Source organism: Pseudomonas sp. GW823-FHT04A03 (genome assembly GCF_058796615.1).
In genome coordinates, this window is sequence record NZ_JBXAIV010000001.1 from 550,453 (window position 1) to 567,998 (window position 17,546).

14 protein-coding genes are annotated in these 17,546 nt (G+C 59.1%); 7 read left to right on the forward strand and 7 right to left on the reverse strand.

Translation table 11 applies throughout. From position 1 onward, the window contains the following. Positions 1-38 precede the first annotated feature (38 nt). The 4 genes from AC1Q9F_RS02385 to AC1Q9F_RS02400 all read right to left on the reverse strand — a co-directional run bounded on the left by AC1Q9F_RS02385 (position 39) and on the right by AC1Q9F_RS02400 (position 3,849). Positions 39-944, reverse strand: coding sequence for an AraC family transcriptional regulator (locus tag AC1Q9F_RS02385; protein ID WP_179695069.1), 906 nt, complete (start codon positions 942-944; stop codon positions 39-41). A gap of 53 nt (positions 945-997) precedes the next feature. Continuing rightward, the gene (locus tag AC1Q9F_RS02390) at positions 998-1,879 is read right to left on the reverse strand and encodes a phosphatidylinositol-specific phospholipase C domain-containing protein (protein WP_207982654.1); all 882 of its coding nucleotides are present in this window, start codon (positions 1,877-1,879) and stop codon (positions 998-1,000) included. 150 nt (positions 1,880-2,029) lie between these two features. Beyond that, entirely contained in the window at positions 2,030-3,319 is a 1,290-nt protein-coding gene (locus tag AC1Q9F_RS02395; protein ID WP_492619101.1) for a glycosyltransferase, read from the reverse strand. Positions 3,320-3,483: 164 nt separating this feature from the next. After that, the gene (locus AC1Q9F_RS02400; RefSeq protein WP_492619100.1) at positions 3,484-3,849 is read right to left on the reverse strand and encodes a response regulator; all 366 of its coding nucleotides are present in this window, start codon (positions 3,847-3,849) and stop codon (positions 3,484-3,486) included. Between the two features lie 263 nt (positions 3,850-4,112). On the opposite strand from AC1Q9F_RS02400, the gene AC1Q9F_RS02405 reads away from it, so the two are divergent. From AC1Q9F_RS02405 to AC1Q9F_RS02425, 5 genes are read left to right on the forward strand one after another with little or no spacing between them, the layout of a single operon-like run. Next, positions 4,113-7,604: a response regulator gene (locus AC1Q9F_RS02405; RefSeq protein ID WP_492619099.1), complete on the forward strand. Its 3,492-nt coding sequence runs from the start codon at positions 4,113-4,115 to the stop codon at positions 7,602-7,604. After that, positions 7,604-8,437 (forward strand): CheR family methyltransferase, encoded by an 834-nt coding sequence (locus tag AC1Q9F_RS02410; RefSeq protein ID WP_007954533.1) that lies wholly within the window; start codon positions 7,604-7,606, stop codon positions 8,435-8,437. The genes AC1Q9F_RS02405 and AC1Q9F_RS02410 overlap by 1 nt, the downstream gene beginning before the upstream one ends. Beyond that, a complete protein-coding gene (locus tag AC1Q9F_RS02415) occupies positions 8,434-9,027 on the forward strand; it encodes a chemotaxis protein CheB (protein ID WP_492619098.1) in 594 nt (197 codons plus the stop codon). Before AC1Q9F_RS02410 ends, AC1Q9F_RS02415 begins: the two co-directional genes overlap by 4 nt. Continuing rightward, on the forward strand, positions 9,021-10,235 hold the full coding sequence (locus tag AC1Q9F_RS02420; protein ID WP_207982659.1) for a hybrid sensor histidine kinase/response regulator: 1,215 nt from the start codon (positions 9,021-9,023) through the stop codon (positions 10,233-10,235). Before AC1Q9F_RS02415 ends, AC1Q9F_RS02420 begins: the two co-directional genes overlap by 7 nt. Before the next feature lie 44 nt (positions 10,236-10,279). Then, complete coding sequence (locus AC1Q9F_RS02425; protein WP_007954537.1) at positions 10,280-10,657, forward strand: response regulator; 378 nt, start codon at positions 10,280-10,282, stop codon at positions 10,655-10,657. A 13-nt stretch (positions 10,658-10,670) separates the two neighbouring features. Here AC1Q9F_RS02425 and AC1Q9F_RS02430 read toward each other — a convergent pair whose 3' ends face one another. The 3 genes from AC1Q9F_RS02430 to AC1Q9F_RS02440 all read right to left on the reverse strand — a co-directional run bounded on the left by AC1Q9F_RS02430 (position 10,671) and on the right by AC1Q9F_RS02440 (position 15,025). Then, on the reverse strand, positions 10,671-12,341 hold the full coding sequence (locus AC1Q9F_RS02430) for an ATP-binding protein (RefSeq protein ID WP_207982660.1): 1,671 nt from the start codon (positions 12,339-12,341) through the stop codon (positions 10,671-10,673). Beyond that, positions 12,338-13,840, reverse strand: coding sequence for an ATPase domain-containing protein (locus tag AC1Q9F_RS02435; protein WP_179695062.1), 1,503 nt, complete (start codon positions 13,838-13,840; stop codon positions 12,338-12,340). The genes AC1Q9F_RS02430 and AC1Q9F_RS02435 overlap by 4 nt, the downstream gene beginning before the upstream one ends. A 129-nt stretch (positions 13,841-13,969) precedes the next feature. After that, a complete protein-coding gene (locus AC1Q9F_RS02440) occupies positions 13,970-15,025 on the reverse strand; it encodes a tetratricopeptide repeat protein (RefSeq protein WP_179695061.1) in 1,056 nt (351 codons plus the stop codon). 192 nt (positions 15,026-15,217) lie between these two features. On the opposite strand from AC1Q9F_RS02440, the gene AC1Q9F_RS02445 reads away from it, so the two are divergent. Both AC1Q9F_RS02445 and AC1Q9F_RS02450 read left to right on the forward strand, forming a co-directional pair. Further along, positions 15,218-17,353, forward strand: a complete 2,136-nt coding sequence (locus tag AC1Q9F_RS02445; RefSeq protein ID WP_492619097.1) for an FUSC family protein — start codon at positions 15,218-15,220, stop codon at positions 17,351-17,353. Continuing rightward, entirely contained in the window at positions 17,343-17,543 is a 201-nt protein-coding gene (locus tag AC1Q9F_RS02450; protein WP_207982663.1) for a DUF1656 domain-containing protein, read from the forward strand. The genes AC1Q9F_RS02445 and AC1Q9F_RS02450 overlap by 11 nt, the downstream gene beginning before the upstream one ends. The last annotated feature ends 3 nt before the right edge of the window (positions 17,544-17,546 follow it).

Consider the following 17,546-nt stretch of genomic DNA (forward strand, 5'->3'; position numbering starts at 1 on the left):
CAGGGCGGCAGGCAAGAATCCGTACAGGTTTTACCCGGTCAGCCGTGGTTTTGCTCTGTCAGGCGCTGCACCACCAGCCGCCGATAATGCGAAGGCGTCATGCCTTTGAGCTGCTGAAAGCGCCGATTGAAATTGGAAATATTGTTGAAGCCCGACTCGAAACACACCTCGGTCACCGGTTTGTCGCCGTCGGCCAGCAGTTCGCAGGATTTGCTGATGCGCAGACGATTGACGAATTCGATGAAATTGCGCCCGGTGGCCTGTTTGAACACGCGGCTGAAATACGTCGGCTTCATGCCCAGATGCTCGGCGACTTCCTCCAGCGGCAGTTCGCGGGCGTAGTGGGCGAAGATGTAATCCACCGCGCGGTTGGTGCGGTCGATGTTGTGCTCGTCCGCCAGTTGCGGGGTGGTGGCGCCGGACAGCAACTGGTAGTCGTCGCAGGCGGCCAGCAACTCCATCAGGATGAAAAAGTGCCCGAGCCGAGTGATGCCGTTTGAATCGGCGATGCGTTGCATCAAGGTCATGGCCTGACGAATTGTCTGCGGGGAGCGGAACTCGATGCCGTACTGCGCACGATCGAGCAGCGGCGCCAGGGTCTTGAGTTCGGCGAACACCTGATGACCGCTTTCGAACAGCTCATCGGTGAAGTTGACCAGCATGTCGCGTTTTTCGACCACTTCGTCTTCGGCCACCTGGCTGATCCAGTTGTGCGGCAGATTGGGGCCGGTCAGGAATAGCGTCTGCGGGTAGAAGTTGCCGATGTAGTCACCAATGAACACCTTGCCCGAACTGGCGACGATCAGGTGCAGCTCGTATTCCTTGTGAAAATGCCAGCGCACCAGCGGGCAGGGGAAACCATGCTGGCGATAGATGATGGACAACCCGTTGTGGTCGTCCATCAGTTCATAGGAAGGGTCGGTGACGCGGGCTGTTCGGGTCATGGCTGAGTGCTTTTCTTGTTATCGCCCGGTGATCATGCCTCTTTGCGCGTCGGTTACGCCAGCTTGCGCTCAGCGGTTGCGTCGATGCGTGCCTTGGTTTGATTGACGGTACGGCAGAACGACACGATGCGGGACTCTTCAATGAAGTCGACGTTGATGATGTTGCACTTCATCGCCCAGTCACTGTTGTTCGGGTCGAACCACTCGTTCAATTCTTTATGAATATCAACCGGCCCGCCCAGCGCAGTGAAGCTGGTGGCGGACAACGACCAGGGTTTCCAGGAGCCCGGTGGCGATTTCAAGACATTGCCAATGAACTGTTTCAATTCCGCCGTTCCGGTCAGATCGTTACCCGACCATTGATGGTTGATGTAATCGATGAATATGCTGCGATCGAGTTGCCAGTGCGAACGGGCGGCAACAAATACACGTTGTTCATTGTTGATCTGTTTAAGCTGGCCAAGGCTGGCACTCAGATTTCGGCTCGGAATCAAACGGTGGCCGAGTAAGTGAATCATCACTTTATTGAAATATTCATAGTCAAAGTCGTTACCGTCGAGACTATGGAGGTCCAGAATAATGAATTCATCCGGGTTCTGCGTCAGGAAGTTTTCTACGTCGGTGATCAAGTTGCCCAATGTCCGGGAGTTGCGGTGCCCGCCATGGTGAACGCGGAACTTGCCGACGCCGTCTGCCTTGGGCTCGTAGACCAGGCGAACGTCCAGCACTCTTGCGCCATGGTGCAGTTGAGCATGGAATGAGTCATGCTGACAGGCGAGCCAGTGACGGGGTGGGCCGAATACCGGATAAGTGGCGCGCCAGTCGCTGCCGGCGTTGTGGGTTCCTGGTAGCGTCAGGTCAGAGATCGATAGAGTGTCGATGGACGGTGTCGCCGCCATCCAGCCATGGGTGGCGAATTCGTTGAGATCGGTCATTTATGCATCCTGCATTAGTTGAATGATTGCGCCACTTTCAAATGACAAGAGTGGTGCAGGCAGGATGTTTATAGTGTTTAATTTATTGATTGGCTATCTGTCGATTGATGCAAGTTATTGGTTCTTGTGTTTATACATTTCGAGGGTGATTTACTTGTTTGAGTTCTTTGCTTCAATCCACTGGGCCATGTATTGCGTGCTCTTGTGTGAATGATGTCGCAGCATGCTGCCGGTGAAATTATTCCTTCTTAGTTGGGCAAGATTTTTGCGGCAGTCCAACAGTCTATTGATTAATGCCGGGCCATGTATCGTTTGCTGATACACGTCCTCGAGTAGAGCTTGTCCATGGGATTGGGCTGTTTGCCAAGCGATGTCGTCGCTATAAAGCTTCACTGCGGCATTGGCCAGGTCCTGCGCCGTGCGGCAGATTGCCCCTGGCCATGACTGATCGGTATGCATGCCTTCAGCCCCGATGGGCGTGGTGACACTCGGTGTGCCGCAAAGCATGGCATCGATCAATTTGCCCTTGATGCCCGCCCCAAAACGCAAGGGCGCCAGGCAGATGCGCGCATCGGACATTACCTGCAACGCATCCTCGGCCCAGTTCATGATGTGAAAACCCTGGGCGGCGTTGTGCAAGGCCGCCGCCTTGGGCGGCGTGTAGGCGCCGTATAGGTGCAATTGGGCTTTGGGCAGTTGTTCGCGGATCAGCGGCCAGACGGTGGACTTCATCCACAACACCGCGTCCCAGTTCGGCGCGTGACGGAAGTTGCCGATACTGAGGAAATGCGCGCGCTCCTCGAAGGGTTTCGCTGGTGTGCTCGGTGGCTCGACCATCAAGGGGCACCAGTGCAACAGCTCCGGTGGCAATTTGAATTGCTGTACCAGCAACTCGATTTCCACCTGCGAGATCATCAGGTTCAGGTCGCAGCGATACAGCGCGGCAATCTCGCGCTTGGCCAGATCGGTGTCCGCCATCAGCTCGAACTCTTCAGCCAGCGCCGGTGCAAACAGCTCAGCGAAGTCGTTGGCGTCATCGCTGTGCTTGAGTCGATCCTTCAATCGCTGGTGCCGTGCATGCCGCAGGCTTTGCAGATCCGAGGTTTCCAGGACCCGCAGGGCGTCGGGACAATGCTTCTCCACCCGCCAGCCGAATTGCTCTTCGATCATGAACTGGTCGAACAGCACGATATCCGGCGCCAGTTCACTGATGAACACGTCGAAACTGCTGTTGTTGAGTTCGATCGGGACTTCGCGGATGCCCAGCGCGGTCAGGTCGGCGCGATGTTCACCAGTGCCGGCCGGGCTGGCAAAGGTGATTTGCCAGCCCTGTTGCAGGAACGTCTCGAGAATCTGCATCACATGCCCGCTCGCAGCGGAGGAGCGGGGTTCCGGCCAGACGTAACCAATGACGAGGACTTTGGTTGCGGGCTGACTCATGAGAAACGGTTCCTGGGACGAATTGACGGAAAAAAGGCGCGCGGATTAGACCATAACCCACGTGTCGAGTGATCCGTTTTTATCGGGTGTACGTCGGGCAAGACCGAGCAAGAAGACCACCGGCAGGGCGCGTGACAGCTTACTCAGGCACTGACGTCTCGTGCTCAGGATTTCTCCAGAACGGATTTGACCTTGTCGCGCAATTGATCAATGGAAAACGGCTTGCCGATCACATGCATGTCCGCCGGCACTTCAATGGTCTCGGCGTAACCGCTGGCAAACAGAATCGGCAGGGCCGGGCGAATGTTGCGGGCTTCGGTGGCCAGTTGACGGCCATCCATGATCGGCAGGCCGACGTCGGTCATCATCAGGTCTATGTGCTGATTCACATCCTTGAGGATTTCCAGCGCTTGCTCGCTGCCATCCGCTTCCAGAACCTTGAACTCCAATTCCTCCAGTACATCGACGATCAGCATGCGCACGATGGCGTCGTCTTCTACTACAAGGATGGTGGACGCAGGGCTGGACATAGTGGCGGCTCTCAAGAATGGGTGATGGGGCGCCGGTCGATCAAAAATGCCGGGCTCTTGCATGAGTAAGTGGCGCATAGCCACAAGTTCCCGAATGGATACAAAAAAGAATAGGCGCAAACGGGTGGGCAAGGATAACCGTTGGCCTGGGATTCGGCGCAGGCAATTGTGGGAAAACAGTACTAAAACTGTGAGAAAAATGGATCCATGCCGCCGTTTTGGGGCAAACTCCCTGGTTTTCAACAGTTCGACAAGGCTGCCACATGTCCTCTCCGTCTTCGGTTGATGAGCAACGGTTTCGCAAACTCCTGAGCCGCAACGTCAGTTTGCCGTTGGGCGTCGGCGTCGTCAGTGCCGTGTTCTTCGTTTCGCTGATCACTTATCTGTTGTCCGTGATCCAGTGGGTGGAGCACACCGACCGGGTGATCAATAACGCCAACGAAGCGGTGAAACTCACCGTGGATCTGGAAACCGGCATGCGCGGGTTTCTGCTCAGCGGCGACGAGCATTTCCTCGACCCGTACGAGACGGCCAAGCCGCGCATTGCCGTGGCACTGAGCACCTTGCTTGAGCTGACTGCCGACAATCCGGTGCAGACCGATCGCCTGCGCCGTCTTCAGGCGCTGCAAGCCGAGTGGGCAACCTATGCGCAAACTATGATCGACCTGCAACGCACCAGCGGTGACTACAAGGCCGCGGTCAAGGCAGGGAAGGGCAAGCGCCTGACCGATGAAGTGCGCAAGCAGTTTGACGATGTGATTGAAACCGAGCAGTTGCTGCGCGCCTCACGCAATGAAGACGTGCGGCGCACCACGATCTGGAGCATCAGCCTTTATCTGCTGTTCGTGGCCGGCATCAGCGGTCTGCTGGCCTATGTCGGCCGGCGCGATCTGCTCAACCTCTCGCAAAGCTATGGCGCGACCCTGGCCGCACAGGAAGCCAGCGCCCACCGTCTGGAGCAACAGGCATGGCTGCGCAACGGCCAGACTCAGCTCGCCGAGCAGGTCTTGGGGCAACTGACGCTCAATCTGCTGGGGCGCAACATTCTGCAGTTCTGCGCCCAGTACCTTGGCACCGCCGTGGCCGCGCTGTATGTGCGCGAAGAACACGGCGGCCTGAAACGCGTGGCGACTTATGGTTTCTCCCGCGAGCAGGAGCAACAGGATCATTCGATCTACAGCGATGAAGGCCTTGTCGGCCAGTCTGCCCAACAAGCGCGACTGATTCGTCTCGATTCGGTGCCTTCCGACTATTTCAAGGTCAGCTCCGGTCTGGGCGAAGGTCTTCCGCACAGTGTGCTGGTGGTGCCGACCAGCGATGACGACCGGGTCAACGGCGTGATCGAACTGGGTTTCCTGCGGCCGCTCACCGACCGCGATGTTGCACTGCTGGAGCTGATCGCCGGCAACATCGGCACCTCCATCGAAGCGGCGCGTTATCGCCAGCGTTTGCAGGAAGTGCTGGCCGAGACCCAGCAGCTCAACGAAGAGTTGCAGGTGCAGCAGGAAGAGCTGAAAACCGCTAACGAAGAACTGGAAGAACAGTCGCGGATTCTCAAGGAGTCCCAGGCGCATCTGGAAACCCAGCAAGTCGAGCTGGAACAGACCAACGAGCAACTGGCCGAACAGGCCCAGACCCTGGCCGAGCAGCGCGACGCCATGGATCAGAAGAACACCGAGCTCAATCAGGCCCAGGTGCAGCTCGAAGAACGCGCCGAAGAGTTGCAGCGTTCGAGCAAGTACAAATCCGAATTCCTCGCCAACATGTCCCACGAGCTGCGCACGCCGCTGAACAGTTCGCTGATCCTGGCCAAGCTGCTGGCGGAAAACCCGCAGGAAAATCTCAGCGCCGAGCAGGTCAAGTTTGCCGAGTCGATCTACTCCGCCGGCAACGATCTGCTCAACCTGATCAACGACATTCTCGACATTTCGAAGGTAGAAGCCGGCAAACTCGAAGTGATGCCGGAAAACACCAGTGTCGCGCGCCTGGCCGACGGCTTGCGCAGCGTGTTCGAACCGTTGGCGGCGGACAAGAAGCTGACGTTCACCGTCGAGCTGCAGCCTGATGCGCCAATCACTCTGTTCACCGACCGCCAGCGTCTGGAGCAGGTGATCAAGAATCTGCTTTCCAACGCGGTGAAATTCACAGAACAGGGCACCGTCAGCCTGACCATCGCCGGCCAGCCGGACGATCGCATCGCCTTCATCGTGCGCGACTCGGGTATCGGCATCGCGCAGGATCAGCAGGAAAGTATTTTCGAAGCCTTCCGTCAGGCCGACGGCACCACCAACCGCAAATACGGCGGCACCGGATTGGGCCTGTCGATCTCCCGGGATCTGGCAACGTTGCTGGGCGGTTCGATCAGCGTCAGCAGCGCTCCGGGGCAGGGCAGTGCCTTCACCCTGGTGTTGCCGCAGCAATACAGCGAGCCGGGTGACACGCCGGTTGTGCCGTTGACCTTCAGCCCGCCGGCCTCTACGCCGATTATCGCGTCTGTCCCGGCGGTTTCGCCTCTGGCGCCCGTCGACATCCCGCGCTTCAACGATGACCGCAACAAGGCACCGTTCACTACCCGCTGCATCCTCGTGGTGGAAGACGAGCCGAATTTCGCCCACATCCTCTACGACCTGGCCCATGAACTGGGTTATCAGTGTCTGGTCGCCCACGGCGCCGATGAAGGCTATGACCTGGCGAAAGAGTTCGTACCGGACGCGATCCTGCTGGACATGCGTCTTCCGGACCATTCGGGCCTGACCGTTCTGCAACGCCTGAAAGAACACGCCGAAACCCGGCACATCCCGGTGCACGTGATTTCTGTGGAAGACCGCGTCGAAGCGGCGATGCACATGGGCGCCATCGGTTACGCGGTCAAGCCGACCACCCGCGAAGAGCTCAAGGACGTGTTCGCCCGTCTCGAAGCCAAGCTGACCCAGAAGGTCAAACGCGTGCTGCTGGTCGAGGACGACGATCTGCAACGGGAAAGCATCGCCCGCCTGATCGGCGACGACGACATCGAAATCACCGCTGTCGGCTTGGCGCAAGACGCGCTGGAGCTGCTGCGCACAACGATCTTCGATTGCATGGTCATCGATCTGAAGCTGCCGGACATGCTCGGCAACGATCTGCTCAAGCGCATGTCCACCGAGGACATCTGCTCGTTCCCGCCGGTGATCGTCTACACCGGACGCAACCTGACCCGCGATGAAGAGGCCGATCTGCGCAAGTATTCGCGCTCGATCATCATCAAGGGTGCGCGCTCGCCGGAGCGTTTGCTGGACGAGGTCACACTCTTTCTGCACAAAGTCGAATCGCAGTTGTCCCATGAACGGCAGAAGATGCTCAAGACCGCGCGCAGTCGCGACAAGGTCTTCGAAGGTCGCAAAGTGCTGCTGGTGGACGACGATGTGCGCAACATTTTCGCCCTGACCAGCGCGCTGGAAACCAAGGGTGCAGTCGTGGTGATCGGCCGTAACGGCCGTGAAGCGATTGAAAAACTGAATGAAGTCGAGGACATCGACCTGGTGCTGATGGACGTGATGATGCCGGAAATGGATGGTTTTGAAGCCACCATGGAAATCCGCAAGGATCCGCGCTGGCGCAAGCTGCCGATCATCGCGGTGACGGCCAAGGCCATGAAGGACGATCAGGAACGCTGCCTGCAGGCGGGCGCCAATGATTACCTGGCCAAGCCCATTGACCTGGATCGCCTGTTCTCGCTGATTCGCGTGTGGCTACCGAAGATGGAACGCATTTAGTGGAACGTAGTAATCACGTTGAACGAAACAGTGAAATCGAGCTGCGGTTGCTGATCGAGGCGATTTATCTCAAGTACAGCTATGACTTTCGCGATTACTCCGGCGCTTCGATCAAGCGCCGGGTGCAACACGCGCTGAGCCAGTTCGAGTGCGCGACCATCTCGGCCTTGCAGGAGAAAGTCCTGCATGATCCGACGGCGTTCATGCAGTTGCTGCAATTGCTGACGATCCCGGTCAGCGAGATGTTCCGCGATCCGTCGCACTTCCTGGCGATCCGTCAGGAGGTGGTGCCGCTGCTCAAGACCTATCCGTCGATCAAGATCTGGATCGCCGGCTGCAGCACCGGCGAGGAGGTCTACTCGATGGCGATCCTGCTGCGCGAAGAAGGTCTGCTCGACCGCACGATCATCTACGCCACCGACATCAACCCGCGCTCGCTGGACAAGGCCAAGCAGGGGATCTTTTCGATGGAGAACGTGCGCGCCTACACCGCCAACTATCAGCAGGCCGGCGGTCAGCGCTCGTTCGCCGACTACTACACTGCAGCCTATGGCTACGCGATTTTCGACAAGAGCCTGTGCGAGAACGTGACCTTCGCCGATCACAGCCTGGCGACCGATAGTGTATTCTCCGAAACTCAATTAATTTCGTGTCGTAACGTATTGATTTACTTCAATAAAAAACTTCAGGATCGAGCGTTCGGGTTGTTCCATGAGTCGTTGTGTCATCGTGGATTCCTGGTGTTGGGCAGCAAGGAAACTCTGGATTTCTCCGGCTACTCCAACCAGTTCGAACCGCTGGTGAAACAAGAACGGATCTACCGCAAATCATGAACAGTGCAGCGGATTTGCCTCGGGTCGGGGCGATTGTGGTCGGAGCTTCCGCCGGTGGCGTCGAGGCGTTGCTGACCATGCTTGGTTCACTGCGTGCCGGGTTCGGGCTGCCGATCATCATCGTCCTGCACTTGCCGGAAGAGCGCCGCAGTCAGCTCGCCGAGGTGTTTGCCCGGCGAGTGGCGCTACCGGTGGCAGAAGCCATTGACAAACAGGACATCACCCCCGGCACCGTGTACTTCGCGACGCCGGGTTATCACCTGTCGGTGGAGCAGGACCTCAGCCTGTCGCTGAGCCTTGAAGACCGTCTGCATCATTCGCGGCCTTCGATCGATTTTCTGTTCGAATCCGCCGCCGATGCCTACGGACCGGCACTGGCCGCCGTGTTGCTGACCGGCGCCAACCACGATGGCGCGCGGGGCTTGGCGCAAGTCAAACGCCAGGGCGGGCTGACCATCGTGCAGGACCCGGACGAAGCGCAGGTCGCGACCATGCCCCGCGCGGCGCTGAAGACACATGAACCGGATTACATTCTTCCCATCCACGGCATCGGCCGTCTGCTTGTCGAGCTGGAACGAATCGCATGCTGAGTAATATCCAGGCAAAACTGCTGATCGTCGACGATCTGCCCGAGAACCTGCTGGCCCTCGAAGCGCTGATCAAACGCGAAGACCGCACCGTCTATAAAGCGCTGTCGGCGGACGAAGCGCTGTCGCTGCTGCTGCAACACGAATTCGCCATGGCCATTCTCGACGTGCAGATGCCGGGCATGAACGGCTTCGAACTGGCCGAGCTGATGCGTGGCACCGAGAAAACCAAGAACATCCCGATCATCTTTGTCAGCGCCGCCGGCCGTGAACTCAATTACGCGTTCAAGGGTTATGAAAGCGGCGCGGTGGACTTCCTGCACAAACCGCTGGATATCCATGCGGTGAAGAGCAAGGTCAACGTCTTTGTCGACCTGTACCGCCAGAGCAAGGCGATGAAGCAACAGGTTGAAGCGCTGGAGCAGAGCCGTCGCGAACAGGAAGCGCTGTTGCAGCAACTGCAAAGCACCCAGGGCGAACTGGAGCAGGCAGTGCGCATGCGTGACGATTTCATGTCGATCGTCGCCCACGAAGTGCGCACGCCGCTCAACGGCCTTATCCTCGAAACCCAACTGCGCAAGATGCACCTGGCCCGGGACAACGCCGCCGCGTTCACCCTCGACAAGATGCACGCCATGGTCGATCGCGACGAGCGCCAGATCAAAAGCCTGATCCGCCTGATCGAGGACATGCTCGACGTGTCGCGGATCCGCACCGGCAAGCTGTCGATCCGACCGAGTCGCTTCGATCTCGCGCAGTTGGTCGGCACTCTGCTGGAGAATTTCGCCCAGCAGATCGAAGCCGCCGAGACTGAAGTCAGCTTCACCGCGGCCGAGCCGGTGGAAGGGCAGTGGGACGAATTCCGTATCGAGCAGGTGGTGTCGAACCTGCTGACCAACGCCTTGCGTTACGGTGGCAAGAGTCCGATCCAGGTGCGGGTTTATCGCGAAGGTAATGAAGCCCGGGTCGAAGTTCAGGACCAGGGCATCGGCATCAGCGAGGAGAACCAGAAGCGCATTTTTCAACAGTTCGAACGGGTTTCCGCCAAGACGGTGGTGGCCGGCCTCGGGCTGGGTCTGTTCATTTCCGAGCAGATCGTCGCCGCCCATGGCGGCTCCATCGTCGTCGAAAGCAAGATCAACGAGGGCGCCCTGTTTCGCGTTTGTCTGCCGCTCCAGGAAAACGGCAAAACAAACGCAACCTCTGAGTGACCACACGGTCGTATCAGCAGCTATTGACCGAACAAAGGCTTCCCATGAGCGTAGATGCACAAGATGTAGTACTCGTCGTCGAGGACGAACCGGTGATCCTGATGGTCCTGACCGATTATTTGTCAGGCCAGGGCTATCGCGTATTGCAGGCCGAAAACGGCGAGCAGGCGTTCGAGATTCTGGCGAGCAAGCCGCATCTGGACATGTTGATTACTGATTTCCGCCTGCCTGGCGGGATCTCCGGCGTGCAGATCGCCGAACCTGCCGTCAAATTGCGTCCCGATCTGAAGGTGATCTTCATCAGCGGCTATCCGCAGGAAATCCGCGAGACCGGCAGCCCCATCACCCGTCGGGCGCCGATCCTGGAAAAACCGTTCGATCTGGATGTGTTGCAGGAGAAGATTCAGGAACTGCTGGCCTGAGGCGTTACCCGCCTCAGCTCTTGATCATTTCCCGCACCTTCGCCGTCAGCAGATCGAAGGTGAACGGCTTGGTGATCATCTGCATGCCCGGGTCGAGGAATCCGCCGCGCACCGCCGCGTGCTCGGCATAACCTGTGATGAACAGAACCTTCAAGTCTGGCCGGTATTGCCGGCCGATTTCCGCCAGTTGCCGACCGTTCATGCCGGGCAGACCGACGTCGCTGATCAGCAGATCGATGCGTTGCTCCGAATCCAGAATCGGCATGGCACCGTCAGCATCGCCGGCTTCGACAAATCCGTAACCCAATTCACTCAATACCGCACTGACCAGCACGCGCACGGCCGGGTCGTCTTCGACGATCAACACGGTTTCGCCTTCCACGGCGTTCGGCGCCTGCTCCGCGTCAGCGGGGGCGTGAGGCAGTGATTCGCCCTGGAAGCGCGGCAGATAGAGTTTGACCGTGGTGCCCTCGTCGATTTTGCTGTCGATCGAGACATGGCCACCGGATTGCTTGCTGAAGCCATAAATCATCGACAGGCCAAGCCCGGTTCCTTGACCGATCGGCTTGGTTGTGAAAAACGGGTCGAACGCGCGATTGATCACACTTTCCGGCATGCCGCAGCCACTGTCTGTGACGCTCAATACGACGTAATCACCGGGTTCAAGATTGCTATAGGTCGCGGTGTAGTCTCGATCCAGCACCTGATTCCCCGTCTCTACCACCAGATTGCCGCCGTCGGGCATCGCGTCGCGTGCGTTGATGACCAGGTTGAGCAGGGCGCTTTCCAGTTGATTGGGGTCGGCCTCGGCCACCCACAACTGTTCGTGCAGGCGCATGTCCAGTTGAATGCTTTCGTTGAGGCTGCGTTGCAGCAGTTCGCCCATCGACTGCACCAGATCGTTCATCTGCACGGCTTTGGAATCCAGCGACTGGCGACGGGAAAACGCCAGCAGACGGTGGGTCAGGCCGGCGGCGCGGTTGGCCGAGGTCACGCCGAGATCAATCAGGCTGTCGAGATCGTCGGTGCGGCCACGGGCCAGCCGACGGCGCAGCAATTCGAGGCTGCCGATGATCCCGGTCAGCATGTTGTTGAAGTCGTGGGCGATCCCGCCGGTGAGCTGGCCGACCGCTTCCATTTTCTGCGACTGACGCAGGGCTTCCTCGTTGTGCCGCAGCTGCGCGGTGCGCTCTTCGACTTGTTGCTCGAGGGTTTCAAGGGTCGATTGCAGGCGTCGTTCGCTATTGCTCAGGTCGATCAGGCGATCGCGGGCCTCGTACTGTCGTCGTCGCCCGCGCAGGGCGGTGGAAATCAGGCTGACCAAAGTCGCCGGATGAAACGGGCGCTCAAGAAAGGTCACGTTGCCCAGTAATTTGCTGAGCTGCGACGAAGGTCCTTGTTCGGATCCGCCGTGATGGGTGAGCAAGACGATTGGCAAGTCAGACCACGCCGGTTGTTGCTCCAGGAACAGCAGCAGGCCTTCGAGTTCCGGACCATTCAGGGCCTCGGCCGCGATCAGCAGCAGCCCGGCGCCGGGTTCAAGTTCGGTGCACAGGGTGGCCAGATCGGGCGTGATCAGGCCACCGTATCCGGCCTCGTTGAGGATCATCAGCGCCACCTGGCTGTCGCGACCCAGGGGCGCGAGGATCAACGCCCGTTCCGACAGCGGTACGGTGACGGTCACAAGTTGTCATCCTTGAGCAGCGGGTTACTCGCGCCGAGGTAGGTGGGGACGCCGCGCAGCACGCCCTGGAAGGCTTCCAGCGGCTCACCGATGGTCATGCCTTGCGTGGAAATGCGGTATTCGCGAATGGTCGATTCGTGGCTGCCTGTACGTTTCTTGATGATCGAAATCGCCCGTCGAACCTTGCCGAGGGCTTCGAAGTAGCGCAGCAGGATCACCGTGTCGGCAAGGTAGGTGATGTCGACCGGAGCCTGCATGTCGCCGACCAGACCATGCTGGGCGACGGTCATGAACGTCGCGGCGCCCTTGCGGTTCAGGTACAGCAACAGCTCGTGCATGTGCAGCACCAATGCGTTCTCTTCCGGCATTGCAGCCTGATAGCCGTTGATGCTGTCGATCACCACGGTCTTGATGTCACCTTCATCAACGCAGCGTCGTACGCGGTGGGAGAACTCACCGGGAGACAGCTCGGCGGCGTCCACTTGTTCGATCAGCAAATTGCCGGTGGCCTGCAGGGCCTTGAGGTCGATGCCGATGTTCTTCATCCGTTCGAACAGCAGGCCCAGTTCTTCGTCGAAAATGAACAGCGCAGCCTTTTCACCGCGCGCCACGGCTGCTGCCGCGAAAATCATGGTGATCAAGGATTTGCCGGTGCCCGCCGGGCCCAGAATCAACGTGCTGGAGCCGGTTTCGATACCGCCACCGAGCAGGGCGTCCATTTCCTTGATGCCGCTGGACAGTTGCAACCGCGGGTAATCGCCCCGGTGCTCCGCCGCTACCAGACGCGGGAAGACGTGCACGCCATCGCCCATGATGGTGAAGTCATGGAAGCCGCCACGGTATTTCTGGCCACGATACTTGATCACCCGCACGCGACGGCGTTCGGCGCCATAGTTGGGGGTCAGTTCTTCGAGGCGGATCACGCCGTGAGCGACACTGTGAACGGTTTTGTCGAGGGATTCGGTGGTCAGGTCATCCAGCAGCAAAACCGTGGCGTCGTAGCGCACGAAGTAATGCTTGATCGCCAGAATCTGTCGACGGTAGCGCAGGGAGCTTTGCGCCAGCAGGCGGATTTCCGAGAGGCTGTCGAGCACGACCCGGGTGGGCTTGAAGCGCTCGACCACTTCGAAAATCTGCTTGGTTGCCTCGCCCAGCTCAAGGTCCGAGGAGTACAACAGACTCTGCTGATGCTCGGCGTTGAGCAGGCTTTCCGGGGGCGTCAGCTCGAAAATCTCGATGTTTTCGTTCAGTTCCCAACCGTGGGACGCCGCGCCCTGGCGCAATTCGCGCTCGGTTTCGGACAGCGTGATGTACAACGAACGTTCGCCGGCACGGGCGCCGGCCAGCAAAAAATGCAACGCGACTGTGGTTTTACCGGTTCCAGGCTCGCCCTCCAGCAAGAAAACATGACTGCGGGACAAACCACCGGCCAGGATATCGTCGAGACCCTCGATGCCGGTGGCGGCTTTTGCACTGATCAACGCGTTCGATGTAGACAAAAAATGCCCTCTCATGACTAGGGGAAACGCGGCAGCGCGCGCCGGACGCCGTTTTGGCACTGCCTGATTACTTGACCCTTTGCCGTGACGGCGGTTCCGATTTTCTTGCTGGATGTGTCGAGAAGTCCGCTAGAGACCTTGCTGAAGGGAGGGATCGTCGGGATTCATCTGTTCGAGCTGAGCCAGCAGAATCTGTACGTTCTGCAACTGACCGCTTTCTTTCCAGTAGTTGATCAGCAATACCCGCGCCTTACGATCGGCAGGATGACGCTGGACGATTTCCTGCAACTGCTTTTGCGCCGCTTCCAGTTCTTCGGCGCTGTGCAGCGTGGTAGCGAGGTCGTAACGGTAGTCCTTATTGTCAGGTTCGAGCTCCACGGCTTTGGACAAACCGAGCAGGGCGTACTCGCGCTGATCGTGGTGCAGCAGCCAGAGTCCCAGCGCATGTTGCAGGTAAGCCGAATCGGGCTGGGCCTTCAATTGTCGGGCGAGCAATTGTCGCGCGGCGTCGCTTTGCCCTTGGCGGTCGAGCACTTCAATCTGCATCACCAGCGCCGGCAGGTTGCCGGGGTCGAGACGCAAGGTCTGTTCCAGCGCTTCCTGTGCCTGTTTCAACTCGGCGTTGTGCAGATACAAGCGCGCCAGTTGCACGTAGTTGGCGGCGCTTTCCGGCTGACTCTTGAGCGCCTGTTCCCACACATCGATGCCTTGCTGGAGGGGCGCGAAATACAGGCCCAGTTGATCCGGCGACAAGCCGAGCAGGGCGTTGATTGCCGCAAAACGAACGTTCTGATCTTCATCGTCGAGCAACGGGCCGAGCAACAGGCTGCGCTGGCCTCCAGGCACCAGACCGGTAACGCTTCTGATGGCTGCCATTCGCACGTCGGGAGATTCATGCTGCAAATCGGCATCCGCCAGTTTCAAGGCTTGCGGACTCGGGTAGTTGGGCAGTTCGGCATGCAGCCAGACCCGCCGCTTGGCAGACAGATCCGGACGCCCCAACTGTTGATACAGAACCCGCGCAGCCCCCGGCTGACCGGCACGAGCGGCGTCCAGCGCTTCACTGTAACCATGCCTGATCGCTTCCGGCACAACCGGCACTGTGCTGCGAAAAGACAGCCAGCCAACGAGCAGGACCAACACAAGGCCGAGGCTGATGAGCAAATAGCGGCGAGACTGAGGCATGCGAATTTCCGAAACTTTCGTTTTGTAGCGGAGGTCGCAAGCTTCTGTCAGCTCGCGCCCTTAGTCAAACCTTCTACCCGACATGCCCTACTACAAGCGTTGAATCGACCTACAGCTAGTGTCGACCCTGTTTGCCGTCATGCCCTCCCTGCAGTGTCTACGCTTGCAGAAGTTGTTTCGAAGAGGCTCCCCATGCAATCCCTGCTTGTTTATTTCAAGGCGGTAATCCACCCCACCCAGGCAGTGCTGCTGTTTGGTTTGCGCACCATTGCCGCCGGATTGCTGACGTTGTACCTGGCGTTCCTGTTCGATCTGGATCAGCCGAAATGGTCAATCATGGCCGTGGTGATCATCAGCCAGCCCTTGGCCGGGATGGCGCTGGCACGCAGCTTCGGGCAAATCATCGGGACGACCCTTGGCGCGGCGGTGGCGGTGGTGCTGATGGCGATCTTTCCTCAGGCGCCATTGCCGTTCATTACGACGCTCGCGCTATGGCTGGCCCTCTGCACGGCGGGCGGCACGTTACTGCGCTACACCAGTTCCCAGGCGTTCGTGCTCAGCGGGTACACCGCCGTGGTGGTGGCGCTACTGGCGATTCCGGATCAGGACGGCACCTTTCTGCTGGCGGTCACCCGGGTCACCGAAACCTTGCTGGCGGTGGCGTGCGTATGCGTGGTCAGCCTGTTGACGGCGCGGCCCGAGGCGGTATCGCGCAACTATTTCGCGAAGGTCGATCAAGTGATCAAGCTAGTCGCCACCCATTCGGCCGCCGTGCTTCGAACCGAGGAAAGCGAAGCGGACTTTCAGCGCCGGCAAATGCAGCTGCTGGGGGAAATCAGCGCCCTTGAAGGGCTGCGCCGGCATTTGTATTTCGATGCTCCGCGCCTGCGCAGTGCCAACAATCTGGTGTTGTTGCTGGGCAATCAGCTGATGCTGCTGACCTCGCGCCTCACCGCGTTGCGTCACCAGCGGGAATTGCTCACCGAACGCTGGGAGGGCGATCTGCCGCTGGACATCCAGCAACTGCGCGCCGAGGAGCTGGCACTTCTTGATCAGCTCGCACAACAAGGGCGCTCATTGCCGGCCGAGGTTCGGCACCAGTTCGTCGCGCTGCAACAGCAGTTCGAAGCGCTTGCCTACAAGGCCGAACAACTGACGGAAGACATGAGTGCAACCCTGCGCTCGCTGGCATGGGCACTGCGCTGGGAACAGGCGCGGCTGTTGCAGCAACTGGAGCAGATTCTCGAGCTGAGCGACGCGATACAGGAAGGACGGGAAGCCAGCTGCATGTTCCGTGGTCAGTCCAGCCCCTTGCACCTGGATTTTACCCTCGCGACGATGAACGCCATTCGCGCCTTCAGCGCACTGTTGGTGGCCGGCTTGATCTGGATCGAGACCGCTTGGGACGGCGTGCGGGGCGGGATGATTCTGGTGGGGATTCTGTGTTCGTTGATGGCGACGTTTCCACGCCCGTTGATTGCCGCGCAGAGTTACGCCCGAGGGCTGGGATTGGCCTTGGTGGTGTCGGCGGTCTATCAGTTCATGTTGGTCCCGGCGATCAGTGATTTCGAAATGTTGGCCTTGCTGCTTGCACCGCTGCTGTATGTGATCGCGGTCGGATTGTCCAGCCCGGCCACCGCCGGTATCGGCATGGGACTGGGGCTGTCGAGTTTCCTGATGCTGGGACCGCAGAACGTCGGCACCGGGCAGAACACCGCCATTCAATGGTTCGAATTTGCCGGTGCCTACGTCAGTGCAGCGATGCTGGCCCTGATTGTCTATGCCTGGATCTTCCCGTTCCGCCCGGCCTTTCGAATCAGGCGCTTTTATAACGAGGCGCGGGAGCAGGTCTATCAACTGACAAAAAGCCCGGCTACCGACGAACAGCAATTCGCTTTCGAAAGTCGCATGGTCGATCGCCTGACCTCGATGCTGGGCGTGTTGCCGGCCGCCAATGATCGGGATATGCAGCGTCTATATGAAATCAGTCTCGCCTGCGTGGCGCTGGGCGTGGCCATGCACCAGCTCAGGCAACAGGCACAGAACAACACATTGCTGACGGACGCTTTCGGTCGGCAGCTGTCGACGGCATTGCGTCAGACCGGCCGTTTCGTCGCCGGCCGACCGGATGTGCACCTGACACCGTTGCTGACTACGCTGCATGCGCTTGGCGATGAGCTGGATGCCTTGCATGTCGCCACCCATGAACACTTGTGGTCGGTGTTTCGCATGCGCGTGGCCCTGTTGATCGTAGTGTCGTTTCTGGAGCGACATGGCGAGCATTTGCAGCCCGACCGTTCTGAAGGAGAGCCCGTCCTTGCCCATTGATTTCGAGATCGGCGGCGTTTACCTGCCTCCCATCGCCCAGGCCCTGTTGCTGGCCATTCCGGTTTTTCTGGTGCTCGACTGGGGTTTGCGCCGGCTCGGCGTCCTGCGTTTTGTCTGGCACGAGGCGTTGTTCGAAGGCGCTTTGTACGCCTGTGTTTGCGCTGCACTGATTTTGCTGATGGGAGCCTGAAAC

What these genes read in the sequence shown, in the direction of transcription:
- AC1Q9F_RS02385 (WP_179695069.1), bottom strand. Translation starts at nt 944, where the DNA reads ATGACCCGAACAGCCCGCGTCACCGACCCTTCCTATGAACTGATGGAC.
- AC1Q9F_RS02390 (WP_207982654.1), bottom strand. Translation starts at nt 1,879, where the DNA reads ATGACCGATCTCAACGAATTCGCCACCCATGGCTGGATGGCGGCGACA.
- AC1Q9F_RS02395 (WP_492619101.1), bottom strand. Translation starts at nt 3,319, where the DNA reads ATGAGTCAGCCCGCAACCAAAGTCCTCGTCATTGGTTACGTCTGGCCG.
- AC1Q9F_RS02400 (WP_492619100.1), bottom strand. Translation starts at nt 3,849, where the DNA reads ATGTCCAGCCCTGCGTCCACCATCCTTGTAGTAGAAGACGACGCCATC.
- AC1Q9F_RS02405 (WP_492619099.1), top strand. Translation starts at nt 4,113, where the DNA reads ATGTCCTCTCCGTCTTCGGTTGATGAGCAACGGTTTCGCAAACTCCTG.
- AC1Q9F_RS02415 (WP_492619098.1), top strand. Translation starts at nt 8,434, where the DNA reads ATGAACAGTGCAGCGGATTTGCCTCGGGTCGGGGCGATTGTGGTCGGA.
- AC1Q9F_RS02420 (WP_207982659.1), top strand. Translation starts at nt 9,021, where the DNA reads ATGCTGAGTAATATCCAGGCAAAACTGCTGATCGTCGACGATCTGCCC.
- AC1Q9F_RS02425 (WP_007954537.1), top strand. Translation starts at nt 10,280, where the DNA reads ATGAGCGTAGATGCACAAGATGTAGTACTCGTCGTCGAGGACGAACCG.
- AC1Q9F_RS02440 (WP_179695061.1), bottom strand. Translation starts at nt 15,025, where the DNA reads ATGCCTCAGTCTCGCCGCTATTTGCTCATCAGCCTCGGCCTTGTGTTG.
- AC1Q9F_RS02445 (WP_492619097.1), top strand. Translation starts at nt 15,218, where the DNA reads ATGCAATCCCTGCTTGTTTATTTCAAGGCGGTAATCCACCCCACCCAG.